The organism is Helicobacter pylori Shi112 (genome assembly GCF_000277405.1).
Classification (GTDB): Bacteria; Campylobacterota; Campylobacteria; order Campylobacterales; family Helicobacteraceae; genus Helicobacter; species Helicobacter pylori_C.
In genome coordinates, this window is record NC_017741.1 from 597,980 (window position 1) to 614,044 (window position 16,065).

At 39.1% G+C, this 16,065-nt stretch carries 13 protein-coding genes; 10 read left to right on the forward strand and 3 right to left on the reverse strand.

What is annotated here, in order from left to right:
- Positions 1 to 5: 5 nt before the first annotated feature.
- From mog to HPSH112_RS02995, 10 genes are all read left to right on the forward strand, one after another.
- The gene (mog, locus tag HPSH112_RS02950) at positions 6 to 536 is read left to right on the forward strand and encodes a molybdopterin adenylyltransferase (protein ID WP_001193323.1); all 531 of its coding nucleotides are present in this window, start codon (positions 6 to 8) and stop codon (positions 534 to 536) included.
- Between the two features lie 9 nt (positions 537 to 545).
- On the forward strand, positions 546 to 1,022 hold the full coding sequence (gene moaC / locus HPSH112_RS02955; protein ID WP_001131556.1) for a cyclic pyranopterin monophosphate synthase MoaC: 477 nt from the start codon (positions 546 to 548) through the stop codon (positions 1,020 to 1,022).
- A 119-nt stretch (positions 1,023 to 1,141) separates the two neighbouring features.
- On the forward strand, positions 1,142 to 1,924 hold the full coding sequence (gene hpaA / locus HPSH112_RS02960) for a flagellar sheath lipoprotein HpaA (protein ID WP_000646687.1): 783 nt from the start codon (positions 1,142 to 1,144) through the stop codon (positions 1,922 to 1,924).
- A gap of 25 nt (positions 1,925 to 1,949) precedes the next feature.
- On the forward strand, positions 1,950 to 2,786 hold the full coding sequence (locus HPSH112_RS02965) for an outer membrane protein (protein WP_001037762.1): 837 nt from the start codon (positions 1,950 to 1,952) through the stop codon (positions 2,784 to 2,786).
- Between the two features lie 112 nt (positions 2,787 to 2,898).
- Positions 2,899 to 4,254: a trigger factor gene (gene tig / locus HPSH112_RS02970; protein ID WP_001047726.1), complete on the forward strand. Its 1,356-nt coding sequence runs from the start codon at positions 2,899 to 2,901 to the stop codon at positions 4,252 to 4,254.
- Between the two features lie 20 nt (positions 4,255 to 4,274).
- Complete coding sequence (gene clpP / locus HPSH112_RS02975) at positions 4,275 to 4,862, forward strand: ATP-dependent Clp endopeptidase proteolytic subunit ClpP (protein WP_000540571.1); 588 nt, start codon at positions 4,275 to 4,277, stop codon at positions 4,860 to 4,862.
- A gap of 4 nt (positions 4,863 to 4,866) precedes the next feature.
- Positions 4,867 to 5,394, forward strand: coding sequence for a peptide deformylase (gene def / locus HPSH112_RS02980; RefSeq protein ID WP_001185887.1), 528 nt, complete (start codon positions 4,867 to 4,869; stop codon positions 5,392 to 5,394).
- A 2-nt stretch (positions 5,395 to 5,396) separates the two neighbouring features.
- Positions 5,397 to 6,917 carry a YifB family Mg chelatase-like AAA ATPase gene (locus tag HPSH112_RS02985; RefSeq protein ID WP_000611097.1) on the forward strand — a complete coding sequence of 507 codons (1,521 nt, stop codon included), beginning with the start codon at positions 5,397 to 5,399 and terminating at the stop codon, positions 6,915 to 6,917.
- A gap of 24 nt (positions 6,918 to 6,941) precedes the next feature.
- On the forward strand, positions 6,942 to 9,002 hold the full coding sequence (locus HPSH112_RS02990; RefSeq protein WP_001158823.1) for a heavy metal translocating P-type ATPase: 2,061 nt from the start codon (positions 6,942 to 6,944) through the stop codon (positions 9,000 to 9,002).
- Between the two features lie 35 nt (positions 9,003 to 9,037).
- Positions 9,038 to 10,252 carry a restriction endonuclease subunit S gene (locus HPSH112_RS02995; RefSeq protein ID WP_000548888.1) on the forward strand — a complete coding sequence of 405 codons (1,215 nt, stop codon included), beginning with the start codon at positions 9,038 to 9,040 and terminating at the stop codon, positions 10,250 to 10,252.
- Positions 10,253 to 10,411: 159 nt separating this feature from the next.
- Here HPSH112_RS02995 and hofF read toward each other — a convergent pair whose 3' ends face one another.
- The 3 genes from hofF to secA all read right to left on the reverse strand — a co-directional run bounded on the left by hofF (position 10,412) and on the right by secA (position 16,008).
- Positions 10,412 to 11,911: an outer membrane beta-barrel protein HofF gene (hofF, locus tag HPSH112_RS03000; RefSeq protein ID WP_001108269.1), complete on the reverse strand. Its 1,500-nt coding sequence runs from the start codon at positions 11,909 to 11,911 to the stop codon at positions 10,412 to 10,414.
- Positions 11,912 to 12,188: 277 nt separating this feature from the next.
- Positions 12,189 to 13,421 (reverse strand): ABC transporter permease, encoded by a 1,233-nt coding sequence (locus tag HPSH112_RS03005; RefSeq protein WP_001133725.1) that lies wholly within the window; start codon positions 13,419 to 13,421, stop codon positions 12,189 to 12,191.
- Positions 13,411 to 16,008, reverse strand: coding sequence for a preprotein translocase subunit SecA (gene secA, locus HPSH112_RS03010; RefSeq protein WP_000588057.1), 2,598 nt, complete (start codon positions 16,006 to 16,008; stop codon positions 13,411 to 13,413). Before secA ends, HPSH112_RS03005 begins: the two co-directional genes overlap by 11 nt.
- Between the last annotated feature and the right edge of the window lie 57 nt (positions 16,009 to 16,065).

A 16,065-nucleotide genomic window follows, 5' to 3' on the forward strand; every position in this document is an offset into this window, starting at 1 on the left:
TTAAAATGCAAACGATTCATATAGGCGTTTTGAGCGCAAGCGATAGAGCGTCAAAAGGGATTTATGAAGATTTAAGCGGTAAGGCGATACAAGAAGTGTTGAGCGAATATCTGCTCAATCCTTTAGAATTTCATTACGAAATTGTCGCTGATGAAAGGGATTTAATTGAAAAATCGCTGATTAAAATGTGCGATGAATACCAATGCGATCTAGTCGTTACTACAGGAGGCACAGGCCCTGCTTTAAGAGATATAACCCCAGAAGCCACAGAAAAAGTGTGCCAAAAAATGCTTCCTGGTTTTGGAGAGCTTATGCGAATGACTAGTTTAAAATATGTGCCTACAGCGATTCTATCGCGCCAGAGCGCTGGTGTTAGGAATAAGAGTTTGATTGTCAATCTCCCTGGTAAGCCAAAAAGTATTAGAGAATGCTTAGAAGCGGTTTTTCCAGCGATTCCTTATTGCGTGGATTTGATTTTAGGAAATTATATGCAAGTGAATGAAAAAAACATTCAAGCGTTTCGCCCCAAACAATAAGGTAAAAAAATGCCGCTCACTCATTTGAATGAAGAAAATCAGCCTAAAATGGTGGATATAGGGGATAAAGAAACCACTGAAAGAATCGCTTTAGCAAGCGGCCGCATCAGCATGAATAAAGAGGCTTATGACGCTATTGTTAATCATTGCGTCAAAAAGGGTCCGGTGTTACAGACTGCTATTATTGCTGGGATTATGGGGGCTAAAAAGACAAGCGAGCTCATTCCCATGTGCCATTCAATCATGCTCAATGGGGTGGATATTGATATTTTAGAAGAAAAAGAAACTCATAGTTTTAAACTCTATGCGAGAGTCAAAACTCAAGCTAAAACGGGCGTAGAAATGGAAGCGCTAATGAGTGTGAGTATAGGGCTCTTAACCATTTATGACATGGTGAAAGCCATTGATAAGAGCATGACAATTAGCGGTGTGATGTTGGAGCATAAAAGTGGAGGCAAAAGTGGGGATTATAACGCTAAAAAATAGAAAAAGACTAAATAATCTAAAGATGTTAGGGTAAAATAACATTTTGACAACAAAAGCGTGTTGGTTGCTTCGGGTTTGTTGTTATGGAAGTCTAAAATATTACAATCAAGGATAGAACGATGAAAGCAAACAATCATTTTAAAGATTTTGCATGGAAAAAATGCCTTTTAGGCGCGAGCGTGGTGGCTTTATTAGTGGGATGCAGCCCGCATATTATTGAAACCAATGAAGTCACTTTGAAATTGAATTACCATCCAGCTAGCGAGAAAGTTCAAGCGTTAGACGAGAAGATTCTACTTTTAAGGCCAGCTTTTCAATACAGCGATAATATTGCTAAAGAGTATGAAAACAAATTCAAGAATCAAACCGCAATCAAGGTTGAACAGATTTTGCAAAATCAAGGCTATAAGGTTATTAATGTGGATAGCAGCGATAAAGACGATTTTTCTTTTGCACAAAAAAAAGAAGGGTATTTGGCCGTCGCTATGAATGGCGAAATTGTTTTACGCCCCGATCCTAAAAGAACCATACAGAAAAAATCAGAACCCGGGTTATTATTCTCCACTGGTTTGGATAAAATGGAAGGGGTTTTAATCTCGGCTGGGTTTATCAAAGTTACCATACTAGAGCCTATGAGTGGGGAGTCTTTAGATTCTTTTACGATGGATTTGAGCGAGTTGGACATTCAAGAAAAATTCTTAAAAACCACTCATTCAAGCCATAGCGGGGGGTTAGTTAGCACTATGGTTAAGGGAACGGATAATTCTAATGATGCGATCAAGAGCGCTTTGAATAAGATTTTTGCAAATATCATGCAAGAAATAGACAAAAAACTCACTCAAAAGAATTTAGAATCTTATCAAAAAGACGCCAAGGAATTGAAAACCAAGAGAAACCGATAAAAGCAAATACACACAAGAAGAACGCTTGAACAAACTGCTTAAAAAGGGGTTTTTAGCGTTCTTTTTGAGCGTGTATTTAAGGGCTGATGATCTGGTTACTTACACAATCACCAAAGAAGAAGATCTAGGATACCAGCGGTTTTTAGCAAAGAAGTGTTTAAGGGGTAAAACCCATTCTCCATGTTTCACTGAGCCTAAAAAGCCCAATAAAAAACTTTTTAACATAGACAAAAGTTCCCATTATTACGGCACAAGCGTGGTGCAAATGTCATGGCTACAGAGTAGGGAAAAATTTGAAAACCATTCAAAATACCGAGATATTCCTTTTGCTGAAGTCAGTTTGATTTATGGCTATAAACAATTTTTTCCTAAAAAAGAGCGCTATGGTTTCCGCTTTTATATTTCTTTGGATTATGCCTATGGTTTTTTTCTTAAAAATAAAGGTTTGTTGGGCGATAGTTTGAGGGAGAGTTCGCAAATCCCTAAAAGCTATAGGGAAAAATTGCAAAGAAAAGAGACTTTTATTAACGCTATTTTTTATGGCGTGGGAGCTGACTTTTTATACAAACGCGCTTTTGGAACGCTGATTTTAGGGATGAATCTCGTGGGAGAAACCTGGTTTTATGAAACAAGGATTTTTAAAAAGTGGGCTAAAGATCCTTCAAGCGTTTATCACCCTTACATGTTTCAAGTGATGTTGAATGTGGGGTATCGTTACCGCTTTTCAAGGTATAAGAATTGGGCGATAGAATTGGGTGTGCGCATCCCCTTTTTAACCAATGATTATTTTAAAACCCCTTTATACACCCTTCATTTCAGGCGCAATATTTCTGTCTATCTCACTTCAACTTATGATTTTTAGTTTTTTAAATTTTTGAAAACTAGAATTAAAACCGCTTTTTATAAACCGGAATTAAAACAAATTAAGCTATAATGATACAAAAATTTAATTTTTTAACCATTTAAGGAAAAAAATGAATCTTGAAGTGAAAAAGATTGACACCGCTAACGCCCGTTTGAACGCTAAACCTTCCGTTGAAAATTTAGAAAAGCGTTATGATAAAATCGCTCAAAAAATCGCCCAAAAAGTTAAAATTGATGGCTTTAGAAGAGGTAAAGTCCCCCTTAATTTAGTGAAAACCCGTTATCAAGCCCAAATTGAACAAGACGCTCAAGAAGAAATGATTCAAGAGGTTTTAAAAAACGCTCTTAAAGAATTAGGGATTGAGAATAAGGATCTAATCGGTAGCCCCAACTTCACTAAATTTGAAAAAAAAGACACGCATTTTGAAATAGAAGCGGACATCGGCTTAAAACCCACGATTGTTTTAGACAAGATCAAAGAGTGCGTGCCTAGCGTGGGAGTGGAAATTCCAAATGAAGAAAAAATTGATGAGCGTTTGAAACAGCTCGCTAAAGACTATGCGAAATTTGTGGATACTGACGCTCAAAGAAAAGCTCAAAACGACGATAAATTAACGATTGATTTTGAAGGCTTTATAGATAATGCGCCTTTTGAAGGGGGCAAGGCTGAGAATTTCAGTTTGATTTTAGGCAATAAGCAAATGCTAGAAGATTTTGAAAAGGCTCTTTTAGGCATGCAAGCGGGCGAAGAAAAAGAATTCCCTTTGACTTTCCCTAGCGAATACCACGCAGAGCATTTGGCCGGCAAAGAAGCCCTTTTTAAAGTGAAATTACACCAGATTCAAGCGCGTGAAGTGTTAGAAATCAATGACGAACTCGCTAAAATCGTGCTGGCTAATGAAGAGAATGCGACTTTAAAGCTTTTAAAAGAAAGGGTTGAAGGGCAGTTGTTTTTAGAAAATAAAGCCAGGCTCTATAATGAAGAGTTGAAAGAAAGATTGATTGAAAATTTAGATGGAAAGATTGTTTTTGATTTGCCTAAAACGATCATAGAGCAAGAAATGGATTTGTTGTTTAGGAACGCTCTTTATTCCATGCAAGCTGAGGAAGTCAAATCCTTACAAGAAAGTCAAGAAAAAGCCAAAGAAAAGCGTGAAAGCTTTAGGAATGATGCGACAAAAAGCGTGAAAATCACTTTTATCATTGACGCTTTAGCGAAGGAAGAAAAAATTGGCGTGCATGACAATGAAGTCTTTCAAACTTTGTATTATGAAGCGATGATGACAGGGCAAAACCCAGAAAATCTCATTGAACAATACCGCAAAAACAACATGTTAGCGGCGGTGAAAATGGCGATGATTGAAGATAGGGTGCTGACTTATTTGTTGGATAAAAACCTGCCTAAAGAACAACAAGAAATTTTAGAGAAAATGAGGCCCAACGCTCAAAAAACTCAAGTGGGTTAAACGGCTAAAAAGGAGAGATGATGGGATACATTCCTTATGTAATAGAGAATACCGATCGTGGGGAGCGTAGCTATGATATTTACTCGCGTCTTTTAAAGGATCGCATTGTTTTATTGAGCGGTGAGATCAATGATAGCGTGGCGTCTTCTATCGTGGCCCAACTCTTGTTTTTGGAAGCTGAAGACCCTGAAAAGGACATTGGCTTGTATATCAATTCTCCCGGTGGGGTGATAACAAGCGGTCTTAGCATTTATGACACCATGAATTTTATCCGCCCTGATGTTTCCACGATTTGCATCGGTCAAGCGGCTTCTATGGGGGCGTTTTTACTGAGCTGTGGGGCTAAGGGCAAGCGCTTTTCACTACCCCATTCAAGGATTATGATCCATCAGCCTTTAGGGGGGGCTCAAGGGCAAGCGAGCGATATTGAAATCATTTCTAATGAGATTCTCAGGCTTAAAGGTTTGATGAATTCTATTCTGGCTCAAAACTCAGGGCAGAGTTTGGAGCAAATCGCTAAAGACACGGATAGGGATTTTTATATGAGCGCTAAAGAAGCTAAAGAGTATGGCTTGATTGATAAAGTGTTAGAAAAAAATGTGAAGTGATTGCATGGCGTTATTAGAGATTATCCATTACCCTTCTAAAATCTTAAGAACGATTTCTAAAGAGGTCGTTTCTTTTGATTCAAAACTCCACCAACAACTAGACAACATGCATGAGACTATGATTGCTAGTGAGGGGATAGGGTTAGCCGCTATTCAAGTGGGTTTGCCTTTAAGAATGCTCATTATCAATCTCCCACGAGAAGATGGCGTGCAACACAAAGAAGACTGCTTAGAAATCATTAACCCTAAGTTTATAGAAACTAAAGGGACGATAATGTATAAAGAGGGGTGCTTGTCTGTTCCGGGGTTTTATGAAGAAGTGGAGCGCTTTGAAAAGGTTAAGATAGAATACCAAAACCGCTTCGCTGAAGTGAAAGTTTTAGAAGCGAGCGAGCTTTTAGCGGTAGCCATCCAGCATGAAATAGATCACCTTAATGGCGTGTTATTCGTGGATAAATTGTCCATTTTGAAGCGTAAGAAATTTGAAAAAGAATTAAAAGAATTAAATAAAAATCCCAAAAACAAGTCCTAATCATGATTAACACGATATTTTGTGCAACCATGCAAAGGGGAGTGGCAGAAATCGTGGCTGTGGAGGCAACTTTCACAAGGGCTTTGCCGGCGTTTGTGATTTCAGGCCTGGCTAATAGCTCTATCCAAGAAGCCAGACAGCGGGTCCAATCGGCTTTACAAAATAACGATTTCACTTTCCCGCCTTTAAAAATCACCATCAACCTTTCCCCTTCAGATTTGCCTAAATCCGGGAGCCATTTTGATTTGCCTATCGCTCTTTTAATCGCTTTGCAAAAACAAGAGTTGGCTTTTAAAGAGTGGTTTGCTTTTGGGGAGTTAGGGCTTGATGGCAAGATCAAACCCAATCCTAACATTTTCCCCATGCTTTTAGACATTGCCATCAAACACCCCCATGCTAAAGTCATTGCACCTAAGGCCAATGAAGAGCCTTTTTCGCTCATCCCTAATTTGCAATGCTTTTTTGTGGAGCATTTTAAAGAAGCTTTAGAAATCTTGCAAAACCCTGAAATCAAAGCAGACACCCACACGAAAAAACTACCCTTTAAAACGATAGAATTGAACGATAAAGAGTATTATTTTTCAGACGCCTATGCCTTAGATTTTAAAGAAGTTAAGGGGCAAGCTGTCGCTAAAGAAGCCGCTTTGATCGCTAGCGCTGGGTTTCATAACTTGATTTTAGAGGGAAGTCCAGGGTGTGGGAAAAGCATGATCATCAATCGCATGCGTTATATCTTGCCTCCATTAAGCCTGAATGAAATCCTAGAAGCGACGAAATTACGCATTTTAAGCGAGCAAGACAGCGCCTATTACCCCTTAAGGAGTTTTAGAAACCCTCACCAAAGCGCTTCAAAATCCAGCATTTTAGGCTCAAGCTCTCTAAAAGAGCCAAAACCTGGCGAAATCGCGCTAGCGCATAACGGCATGCTCTTTTTTGATGAATTGCCTCATTTTAAAAAGGATATTTTGGAAGCTTTAAGAGAGCCTTTAGAAAACAATAAATTGGTGATCTCAAGAGTGCATAGCAAGATTGAATACGAAACCTCTTTTTTATTTGTGGGGGCTCAAAACCCTTGCTTGTGCGGGAATTTACTCAGCACAACCAAAGCATGCCGTTGCCAAGATAGAGAAATCACGCAGTATAAAAACCGCTTGAGCGAGCCTTTTTTGGACAGGATTGATTTGTTTGTGCAAATGGAAGAGGGGAATTATAAAGACACGCCGTCGCATTCTTGGACTTCAAAAGAGATGCATCAATTAGTATTGTTAGCTTTCAAACAGCAAAAATTAAGGAAACAGAGTGCTTTTAATGGTAAGCTTAATGAAGAGCAGATAGAACGATTTTGCCCTTTAAACGCTGAAGTGCAAAAGTTGTTAGAGCAGGCGATTGAAAGGTTTAATCTGTCCATGCGCTCTGTTAATAAGGTCAAAAAAGTCGCTAGGACGATTGCGGATTTAAACGCTTGCGAGAATATAGAAAAATCTCACATGCTTAAAGCGCTGAGTTTTAGAAAGATTTCTTAAAAGGATTTTTATAAGGGAGAGAAAATGCAAGAATACCACATTCATAATTTGGATTGCCCTGATTGCGCGTCTAAATTAGAAAGGGATTTAAACAAACTAGATTGTGTGAAAAAAGCTCAAATCAATTTCAGCACCAGTAAGTTGTTTTTGGATACGAGCGATTTTGAAAAAGTTAAGGCTTTCATCAAGCAAAATGAACCGCATTTGAGCCTGTCTTTTAAAGAGGCCACAGAAAAGCCCTTGAGTTTTACGCCACTCATTATGACGATCATTGTCTTTTTAGGCGCGATTTTAATCTTACACCTAGATCCTAGCCCTTTTATTGAAAAGGCTATGTTTTTCGTGTTGGCTTTAGTGTATCTCATAAGCGGTAAAGATGTGATTTTAGGGGCGTTTCGTGGGCTTAGAAAAGGGCAATTTTTTGATGAAAACGCTTTGATGCTCATTGCGACTATTGCGGCTTTTTGCGTGGGGGCTTATGAAGAGAGCGTGTCTATTATGGTGTTTTATTCAGCGGGCGAATTTTTGCAAAAACTCGCTATCTCTCGCTCTAAAAAATCCCTTAAGGCTTTAGTGGATGTCGCTCCTAATTTGGCTTATTTGAAAAAGGGCGATGCGCTAGTGAGTGTTGCACCTGAAGATTTAAAAGTCAATGACATTGTGGTGGTGAAAGTTGGCGAAAAAGTGCCTGTGGATGGCGTGGTGATCAAGGGCGAAAGTTTGCTAGATGAAAGGGCGTTGAGCGGGGAGTCTATGCCTGTTAATGTCAGCGAACGCTCTAAAGTTTTAGGGGGGAGCTTGAATTTAAAAGCGGTCCTTGAAATTAAAGTAGAAAAAATGTATAGAGATTCTTCTATCGCTAAAGTGGTGGATTTGGTCCAACAAGCCACGAATGAAAAGAGCGAAACCGAGAAATTCATCACTAAATTTTCACGCTACTACACCCCAAGCGTTTTATTCATTGCACTAATGATCGCTATATTACCGCCCTTGTTTTCTATGGGGAGCTTTGATGAGTGGATTTATAGGGGGCTTGTGGCTTTAATGGTGAGCTGTCCTTGCGCGTTAGTGATCTCTGTGCCTTTAGGGTATTTTGGGGGCGTGGGAGCGGCGAGCAGAAAGGGTATTTTAATGAAAGGCGTGCATGTTTTAGAGGTGCTTACCCAAGCTAAAAGCATCGCTTTTGATAAAACCGGCACTTTGACTAAAGGCGTTTTTAAAGTGATAGATATTGTGCCGCAAAACGGGCATTCTAAAGAAGAAGTTTTGCATTACGCTTCTTGTTCGCAGCTTTTATCCACGCACCCGATCGCTTTATCCATTCAAAAAGCATGCGAAGAAATGTTAAAGGGCGATAAGCACCAGCATGACATTAAAAATTACGAAGAAGTGAGCGGAATGGGGGTTAAAGCGCAATGCAATACGGATTTAATCATCGCAGGGAATGAAAAAATGCTAGATCAATTCAATATCGCGCACAGCCCTTCCCCAGAAAACGGCACGATCGTGCATGTGGCTTTCAATCAAACTTATGTGGGCTATATCGTCATTAGCGATGAGATTAAAGATGACGCCATAGAGTGCTTAAGGGATTTAAAAGAGCAAGGGATAGAGAATTTTTGCATTTTGAGCGGGGACAGAAAAAGCGCGACTGAGAGCATCGCTCAAACTCTAGGCTGTGAATATTATGCGAGCTTGTTGCCTGAAGAAAAAACGAGCGTGTTTAAAACTTTTAAAGAACGCTATAAGGCCCCGGCGATTTTTGTAGGCGATGGCATCAATGACGCTCCGACTTTAGCGAGCGCTGATGTGGGGATTGGCATGGGGAAAGGATCAGAATTGAGCAAGCAAAGCGCAGACATTGTGATCACTAATGACTCCTTAAGCTCTTTAGTGAAAGTTTTAGCGATCGCTAAAAAAACTAAAAGCATTATTTGGCAAAATATCTTGTTCGCTTTGGGGATTAAAGCCGTTTTTATCGTGCTAGGGCTTATGGGGGTAGCGAGCTTGTGGGAAGCGGTCTTTGGCGATGTGGGGGTTACGCTTTTAGCCTTAGCCAACTCCATGCGCGCGATGAGGGCTTAATGATCGTATCATCAGCCATTTAGAAGAGGGGCAAAATGCATAAAATAGAGCGCTTACTCCAAACCTTAGCGCCTAAGGGGGTGGAGTTTAGGAAATTGGGGGAGGTGTGTGAAATAATTAGGGGTAAAAGGGTTACAAAAAAAGAAATATTAGATAAAGGAAAATATCCCGTTGTATCTGGTGGAATAGGATTTATGGGATATTTAAATGAATATAACAGAGAGGAAAATACAATCACTATAGCTCAATATGGAACTGCCGGATTTGTCAATTGGCAAAATCAAAAGTTTTGGGCAAATGATGTTTGTTTTTCTGTTATTCCAAAAGAAACCCTAATCAATAGATACCTTTATTATGTATTAACAAACATGCAAAATTATTTATATTCTATTTCAAATAGAAGCGCTATACCTTATAGCATTTCTAGTAATAACATTATGCAAATAACAATCCCCATCCCACCCCTAGAAATCCAACAAGAGATCGTTAAGATTTTGGACGCTTTCACAGAATTAAACACAGAATTAAACACAGAATTAAAAGCGCGAAAAAAGCAATACCAGTATTACCAAAACATGCTTTTAGACTTTAATAACATCAATCAAAACCATAAAGATGCAAAAATTAAAACCTACCCTAAACGCTTAAAAACCTTACTTCAAACCTTAGCGCCTAAGGGGGTGGAGTTTAGGAAATTGGGGGAGGTGCTAGAGTATGATCAACCCAATAAATATTGCGTAACGAGTAAAGAATTTGATAAAAGTTATCCTACTCCCGTTTTAACCGCAGGAAAAACCTTTATTTTAGGTTATACAAACGAAAAAGACAATATTTATCAAGCGAGTAAAAGCTATCCGGTTATCATCTTTGATGATTTCACAACAGCGACCCAATGGGTTGATTTCCCTTTCAAAGTAAAATCAAGCGCCATGAAAATCTTACTCCCCAAAAATCCTACAATTAACATCAGATTTATCTTTTTTTACATGCAAACTATTCCCTATAATATCAGTGGGGAACATACAAGGCAGTGGATTTCTCGCTATTCAAAAATAACAATCCCCATCCCACCCCTAGAAATCCAACAAGAGATCGTTAAGATTTTGGATCAATTCTTGGCTCTAACCACCGATTTATTAGCCGGTATCCCAGCTGAAATAGAAGCGAGAAAAAAGCAATACGAATATTACAGAGAAAAACTATTGACCTTCAAACCACTAACCCCCCACAAAGAAGTTAAAAAATGCTAAAAGCGTTTTTACAACCAATAATAAAAGAGCTTGCATAAAAAGAATTTGAAATATTTTTTAAAAACAAGCCCTAAAATAGGCGATAAAGCGTTTTTTAATGGCTGATTTTTTGCTAGGCGTTTTAACAAACCCCTTAAAGGGTTGTTATTTAAAGAGGGCTTAAAGCTTCCACACTATCTCGGTGAAAATATGGCTCCTATCTTGATCGGTTGCAGGCTGGCTGTCCAATTTTGGCCCGTTCCACCCCATTTTATAGCCTTGATGCATCAACACATTATAATATTCAAATTTGATGTCGGCCGAGAAATTTTTAGTGAATTTATAGCCCAAGTTGAGCGATAGGACTTGTTCGTTCGCCCTAGGCCCATAGGTCAAACGCCCCAATAAGCCCCAAAGGAGTTTCCTATGCACCCCACCGCCAAAGGCAAACACGGTAAAAGCGTTCGCATCCATCATGTAAGACAAAGAGTTAAGGGTGTTTGCATAAACGGTGTTCGTCCAAAAGTCAAAGCCTAAGCGGTTACCATGGTAGCCTATCATCCAGTTAGCGTTCCCAAAGGATTTATAAATCCCAAAACCAAAATTGTATTCATTCCATTCAAACTTTTGTTTGATCATCAAGCTGTGTGCATTCTTACCGGCTGGCATGCCAAATTGATAGGTGTCCCAAAATCTTTTAGCATAAAAAGGATTAAGCACGGTAACATCTGTTTGAGAGCGAAACCCTAATCCGGTAAAAGTGGGGTTACTATCATAAGTGATCGTGAAGTTAGGGTCGTATTCGTTAAAGGGTGAAAAATAGACAAAAGGCTGAATGCTCCAACCCTTGTAATTCCAAATGATATAAAAGGCATGCACCCCAGGGTTTATGGTTTGCCCGTTTTTAAGAGTGTAGGTTTTAGGCGAATAGAAATTATAAAGCCACTCATTATAGGCAAAACCACGACCAAAAGAGCTAAACCACCAGAATTTGAAATTCCCTAAGTTTAAGGTCATGTCCAAGCCTTGGTTGTAACCACTCATATAATCCGCTGGGGATTCGTATCTTCCGCCCCTAATTTGAAAAATATCTTTGTAGTTGTAGCGCAAGTAAGCGTTATAAATCACATAGTTTCTGGTGTGATCGGCATAAGATTTTGCGCAAGTGGAAGCCTCTAAAGCCTCTTGATTGGACAATTGTGTCATTTGGGCTTGAGTCATCTTATCGTATTGGCCTTGGGTCAAATTCCCTGTGGCTAACCCGCAACTAGCCCATGGTTTTTGCCCTACAAGACCGCCCCAATAGCCCACATAGTTCCATGTCATAGCCCCATAGGGTTTTCCTGTAACTTCGTTAATGAAATCCTTAGTGCTATCATAAATAACAGCACCCCCCCAACCCCCAAGACTCCCGTCTAAATGATGCCCGTTAGCCGTAGCGCTTTTGGGCAAGAGTTCCGTAAAATCTACTTGCATGTAAGCCATAACCGTCATAAAGGTTTCGGTAGGGTAAAGCCCTTTATTAGTGTTGATAGGTTTGTTATTGAAACCGACTTTAGAGAAACTTTCAGCACCCGCTTTAATTTTAGCGATTTTACCCAAATCAAAAGCTTGACTTTGATAAGAGAATAAAAAAAGAAGCGTTGCGATATTTTTAGCAGATGCAACTTTATAGTTCATGTTTAACCCTTAGTATAAACAAAAAATTCTAAATAGAGTAAGCCAACACCATTCAAAGAAAATTTTTTCTTACAGATCTTGAGAGTCTAATCAGTCTGTTCATCTTTCGTCCTTTTTTCTACGAAGTCCGACTTATAAAGTTAATTCTTAACTAAGTCGTTTCTTATACTAGCATAATATTATTGTTTTTTTTAATTTTGAGGATAAAATTTTTCTTTGTTAGTCAAATATAGACATTCAAAGCCTTATTTAATCTAATATTATTTAATTTTTTAATTTATTCATTCCTTAACACGCTTAAAGCGTCAATATGAGAAGCTTTTTTAGACGGGTAATAAGAAGAAAGGGCTACGATAATGATAGAGCCTATTAGAGTGAGCATAAAATCCATTAAAGACAGATCCAAAGGCAAGGTGTTAATACCATAAACATCTGCTGGGAGCGAGATGATAGGGAACACGCTTAAAAGATACATGCTTAAAAACGCTAAAATCACCCCAAGCGCCACACCGCCTAAACCAATGATATTGCCCAAATAAAAAAAGGTTTTTTGGATTTCTTTTTGGCTGCTCCCCATGCTAAAGAGTAGAGCGATTTCTTTACGCCTGTTCATCACCACCATTAAAAGCGAGCTGATGATATTTAAAGACGCCATTAAAATAATGAGCATGAGCACAATGAATAACGCTCTTTTTTCTAATTCCATAGCCGAGAAAAAATTCCCGTTTTGTTGCCACCACCCTTCAATGCCTATGCCATGGTGGTTGATGGTTTTTAAAGCGTTGCGCAAAATTTCAATATCCTTCATGGGCGTTTTAGAATAGACATGCACCCCATCATAAAGCCCTAAGGGCAATCTCCTGATCGCGCTTATGGCTTGAAGGCTAGAATACATGTAGCTCATGTCATAAGATTTTAGCCCTGAATCAAAATCGCCTTTGATAGTAAAACGCTTCATGATAGGGGAGAGCGTGAGGCCTGTTGGCTCTAATTCGGTGAAAAACAAATCGGCTTTTTGATTGAGATCTAAATTCAAGCTGTATCTCAAGCTTTTCCCCACGATCAAATTAAAAGGGTTTTTAAAAAGATCGTTTTCATTGGTGTTTTTTAAAGCGTCGTTTAAAACTTCATTGATGCGCCTTTCTTTAGAAAAATCAACCCCAAACACCACGCCACCATTCATGGAATGAGCGCTTTTAATCAGGCTTTGAGTTTGCAAATAGGGGCTAAAAAGCAAATTAGGGAACTTTTTTTCTAAAGCTTGAACCACTTCTTCGCTGATCCCATAAGGGCTTGTGGTATAGAGCGTTAAGGGGTAGTTCATCACAAAAAGCTTTTTTTCAAATTCCTTACTCATGCCGTTCATGATCGCCATAGCCACAATTAAAACCATCACGCCAACCGCCACTCCAAAAAAAGCCAAAAGGGCGGTGATGCTAATAAAAGGCTGGCTTTTATCAAAACGCAAATAACGCTTGATAAGGAAAAAAATCAACGATCTATTTGGCAAATAAGCCCTTTTTAGGCCCGCTTTTAGCGCAACAATCTTTGTATTTTTTGCCGCTCCCACAAGGGCAAGGCTCGTTCCTTTTAGGGGTTTTAGCGAAAGCTTTCATGGCCACATTCAAATCTTCATCTAAGGCTTCTTCATGGCGGTAAGTTACGCTTTCATGCTCTCTTTCTTCGCTAAAGTTATCCAAATAACGCTCCGCATCGCTAGAATCTTGCTCATTTTCAAACTGGATCTTAGAAAAGGTTTTGATCGCTTCCATTTTAATGTCTTCAATGAGTTCTAAGAAAAGGTTGTAACTCTCTTTTTTGTATTCTACAAGAGGGTCTTTTTGGTTATAGCCTCTTAAATTAATACCGGTTTTGAGATTATCCATCGTATAAAGGTGCTCTCGCCATGCGTTGTCTAAAATCTGCAAATACACGATGCGTTCAATCCGGCTTCTTTGTTCGCTATCCAAAACTTTCATTTTGTTTTCATAATTGCTTTTTAATTTTTCGGCGACAAAATTTTCAATAGGGGAGGCTTTTTTTAAATCTTCTAATCCAACATGAGTGTTAAAATCTTCTTTTAAGATGTTTTTAAGCCCTAAAAGTTCCTCTTCAGACAGGTTTTGATGGTCAAAGGCTTTGAGTTTAGAAAAGATTTGATTGAGCGCGTATTCTCTGTTTTCAGCGATTTTAGCGCTAATATCGTAATTGACATCTAATAATTCATCTCTAAATTTATACACGCTTTTTCGTTGCTCATTAGCGACATCATCGTATTCTAACAAATGCTTACGGCTTTCAAAATGCAAGTTCTCCACTTTTTTTTGCGCGTTTTCCACCGCTCTTGTAACAAGCTTTGATTCAATGTGTTCGCCGTCTTTAAGCCCTAATTTTTCCATCACCCCCTTAATCCTATCGCTCCCAAAAATGCGTAATAGATTGTCTTCTAAACTCAAATAAAACTGGCTTGTTCCCGGATCGCCTTGGCGCCCGCTTCGCCCCCTTAATTGGTTGTCAATCCTGCGGCTCTCATGCCTTTCAGTGCCAATGATATACAACCCCCCAAGCTCTTTAATTTCATCAGTGAGTTTAATATCAACGCCCCTGCCTGCCATGTTAGTCGCAATCGTAACCGCCCCTTTAAGCCCGGCGTCTTTGATGATTTCAGCTTCTTTGGTGTGCTGCTTGGCGTTTAAAACGGTGTGAGGGATGCGTTCTTTTTTGAGTAAAGCGTGTAAGGTTTCACTCTTTTCAATGCTGGCCGTGCCGACTAAAACGGGCTGTCCCTTATCGTGCAACTCTTTAATCTTAAGGATCACGGCGTCAAATTTTTCTTTTTCACTCTTATAGATCAAATCGTTCAAATCTTTCCGCTTGATCGCTAGATTAGTGGGGATAGACACCACTTCTAAATTATAGATTTCTAAAAATTCTGTGGCTTCGGTTTGAGCCGTGCCTGTCATGCCAGCGAGTTTAGAAAACATCCTGAAATAATTTTGGAAAGTAATATCGGCTAAGGTTTGGCTCTCTTCTTTAATGCTCACGCCCTCTTTAGCCTCTAATGCCTGGTGCAAGCCCTCACTAAAGCGCCTCCCCTCAGACAAACGGCCGGTAAATTCATCTACAATCACCACTTCATTATTGGCTACAATATAATCTTTATCAATAAAAAAGAGGTAATTCGCTTTCAAAGCCTGGTCTAAATGGTGCGATAAAGCGGCGTTTTCAATCTTGTATAGATTATCCACGCCAAAGAGGTTTTCGGCTTTTTTAATCCCCTCTTCAGTGATTAAAATCGCGCGGTTTTTTTCATCTATGGTGAAATCTATTTCCACTTGCATGCTTTTAGCGACTTCATCAGCCTTGTTGTAATTTTCCATGCGCCTATCCACAGGCCCTGAAATGATTAATGGGGTTCTGGCTTCATCAATTAAAATGGAATCCACTTCATCAACAATAGCGAACGCATGCGATTTTTGCACCTTATGCTCTAAAGAATATTTCATGTTATCCCTTAGATAATCAAAGCCAAATTCATTATTAGTGCCATAAACAATGTCTTTAGAATAAATTTCCAATCGCTCATCATCATCTCGCACGCTTGCGCTGATCGTGCCTACGCTATAACCTAAGAAATGATACAACGGCTCCATTTCTTTAGAATCCCTATGGGCTAGGTAATCATTAACGGTTACCACATACACGCTCTCACCCTTTAAAGCGTTCAAAGCCACCGCTAAAGTAGCGACTAAAGTCTTGCCCTCGCCGGTTTTCATTTCAGCGATTTTGCCATCGTTTAAGACCATGCCCCCAATGAGTTGCACATCAAAATGGCGCATCTTTAAGATCCTTTTGCTCGCTTCTCTAGTGATAGCAAAACTTTCTGGTAAGACTTCTAAAAGGGTTTTTTCTTGCAAATCTTTTTCTACGGATCGCACTCGTTTTTTTAACTCTTCAAAAGCGTTTTGCAGCTCATCATCGCTCATTTTTTCATAAGTAGGCTCTAAAGCGTTGATAGCTAGGACTTTTTTTTTGTATTGTTTGATCCAGTGATCGTTTCTGGTGCCAATGATTTTTCCAATTATTGCTTTTATCATAGTAGTAATAACCTTATTAAGAGTGCTTTAATCCTATTTATTTTATTAAAGCGTCAG

Coding starts and splice junctions, on each gene's coding strand:
- mog (WP_001193323.1), top strand. CDS start 6: ATGCAAACGATTCATATAGGCGTTTTGAGCGCAAGCGATAGAGCGTCA.
- moaC (WP_001131556.1), top strand. CDS start 546: ATGCCGCTCACTCATTTGAATGAAGAAAATCAGCCTAAAATGGTGGAT.
- hpaA (WP_000646687.1), top strand. CDS start 1,142: ATGAAAGCAAACAATCATTTTAAAGATTTTGCATGGAAAAAATGCCTT.
- tig (WP_001047726.1), top strand. CDS start 2,899: ATGAATCTTGAAGTGAAAAAGATTGACACCGCTAACGCCCGTTTGAAC.
- clpP (WP_000540571.1), top strand. CDS start 4,275: ATGGGATACATTCCTTATGTAATAGAGAATACCGATCGTGGGGAGCGT.
- def (WP_001185887.1), top strand. CDS start 4,867: ATGGCGTTATTAGAGATTATCCATTACCCTTCTAAAATCTTAAGAACG.
- HPSH112_RS02985 (WP_000611097.1), top strand. CDS start 5,397: ATGATTAACACGATATTTTGTGCAACCATGCAAAGGGGAGTGGCAGAA.
- HPSH112_RS02990 (WP_001158823.1), top strand. CDS start 6,942: ATGCAAGAATACCACATTCATAATTTGGATTGCCCTGATTGCGCGTCT.
- HPSH112_RS02995 (WP_000548888.1), top strand. CDS start 9,038: ATGCATAAAATAGAGCGCTTACTCCAAACCTTAGCGCCTAAGGGGGTG.
- hofF (WP_001108269.1), bottom strand. CDS start 11,911: ATGAACTATAAAGTTGCATCTGCTAAAAATATCGCAACGCTTCTTTTT.
- secA (WP_000588057.1), bottom strand. CDS start 16,008: ATGATAAAAGCAATAATTGGAAAAATCATTGGCACCAGAAACGATCAC.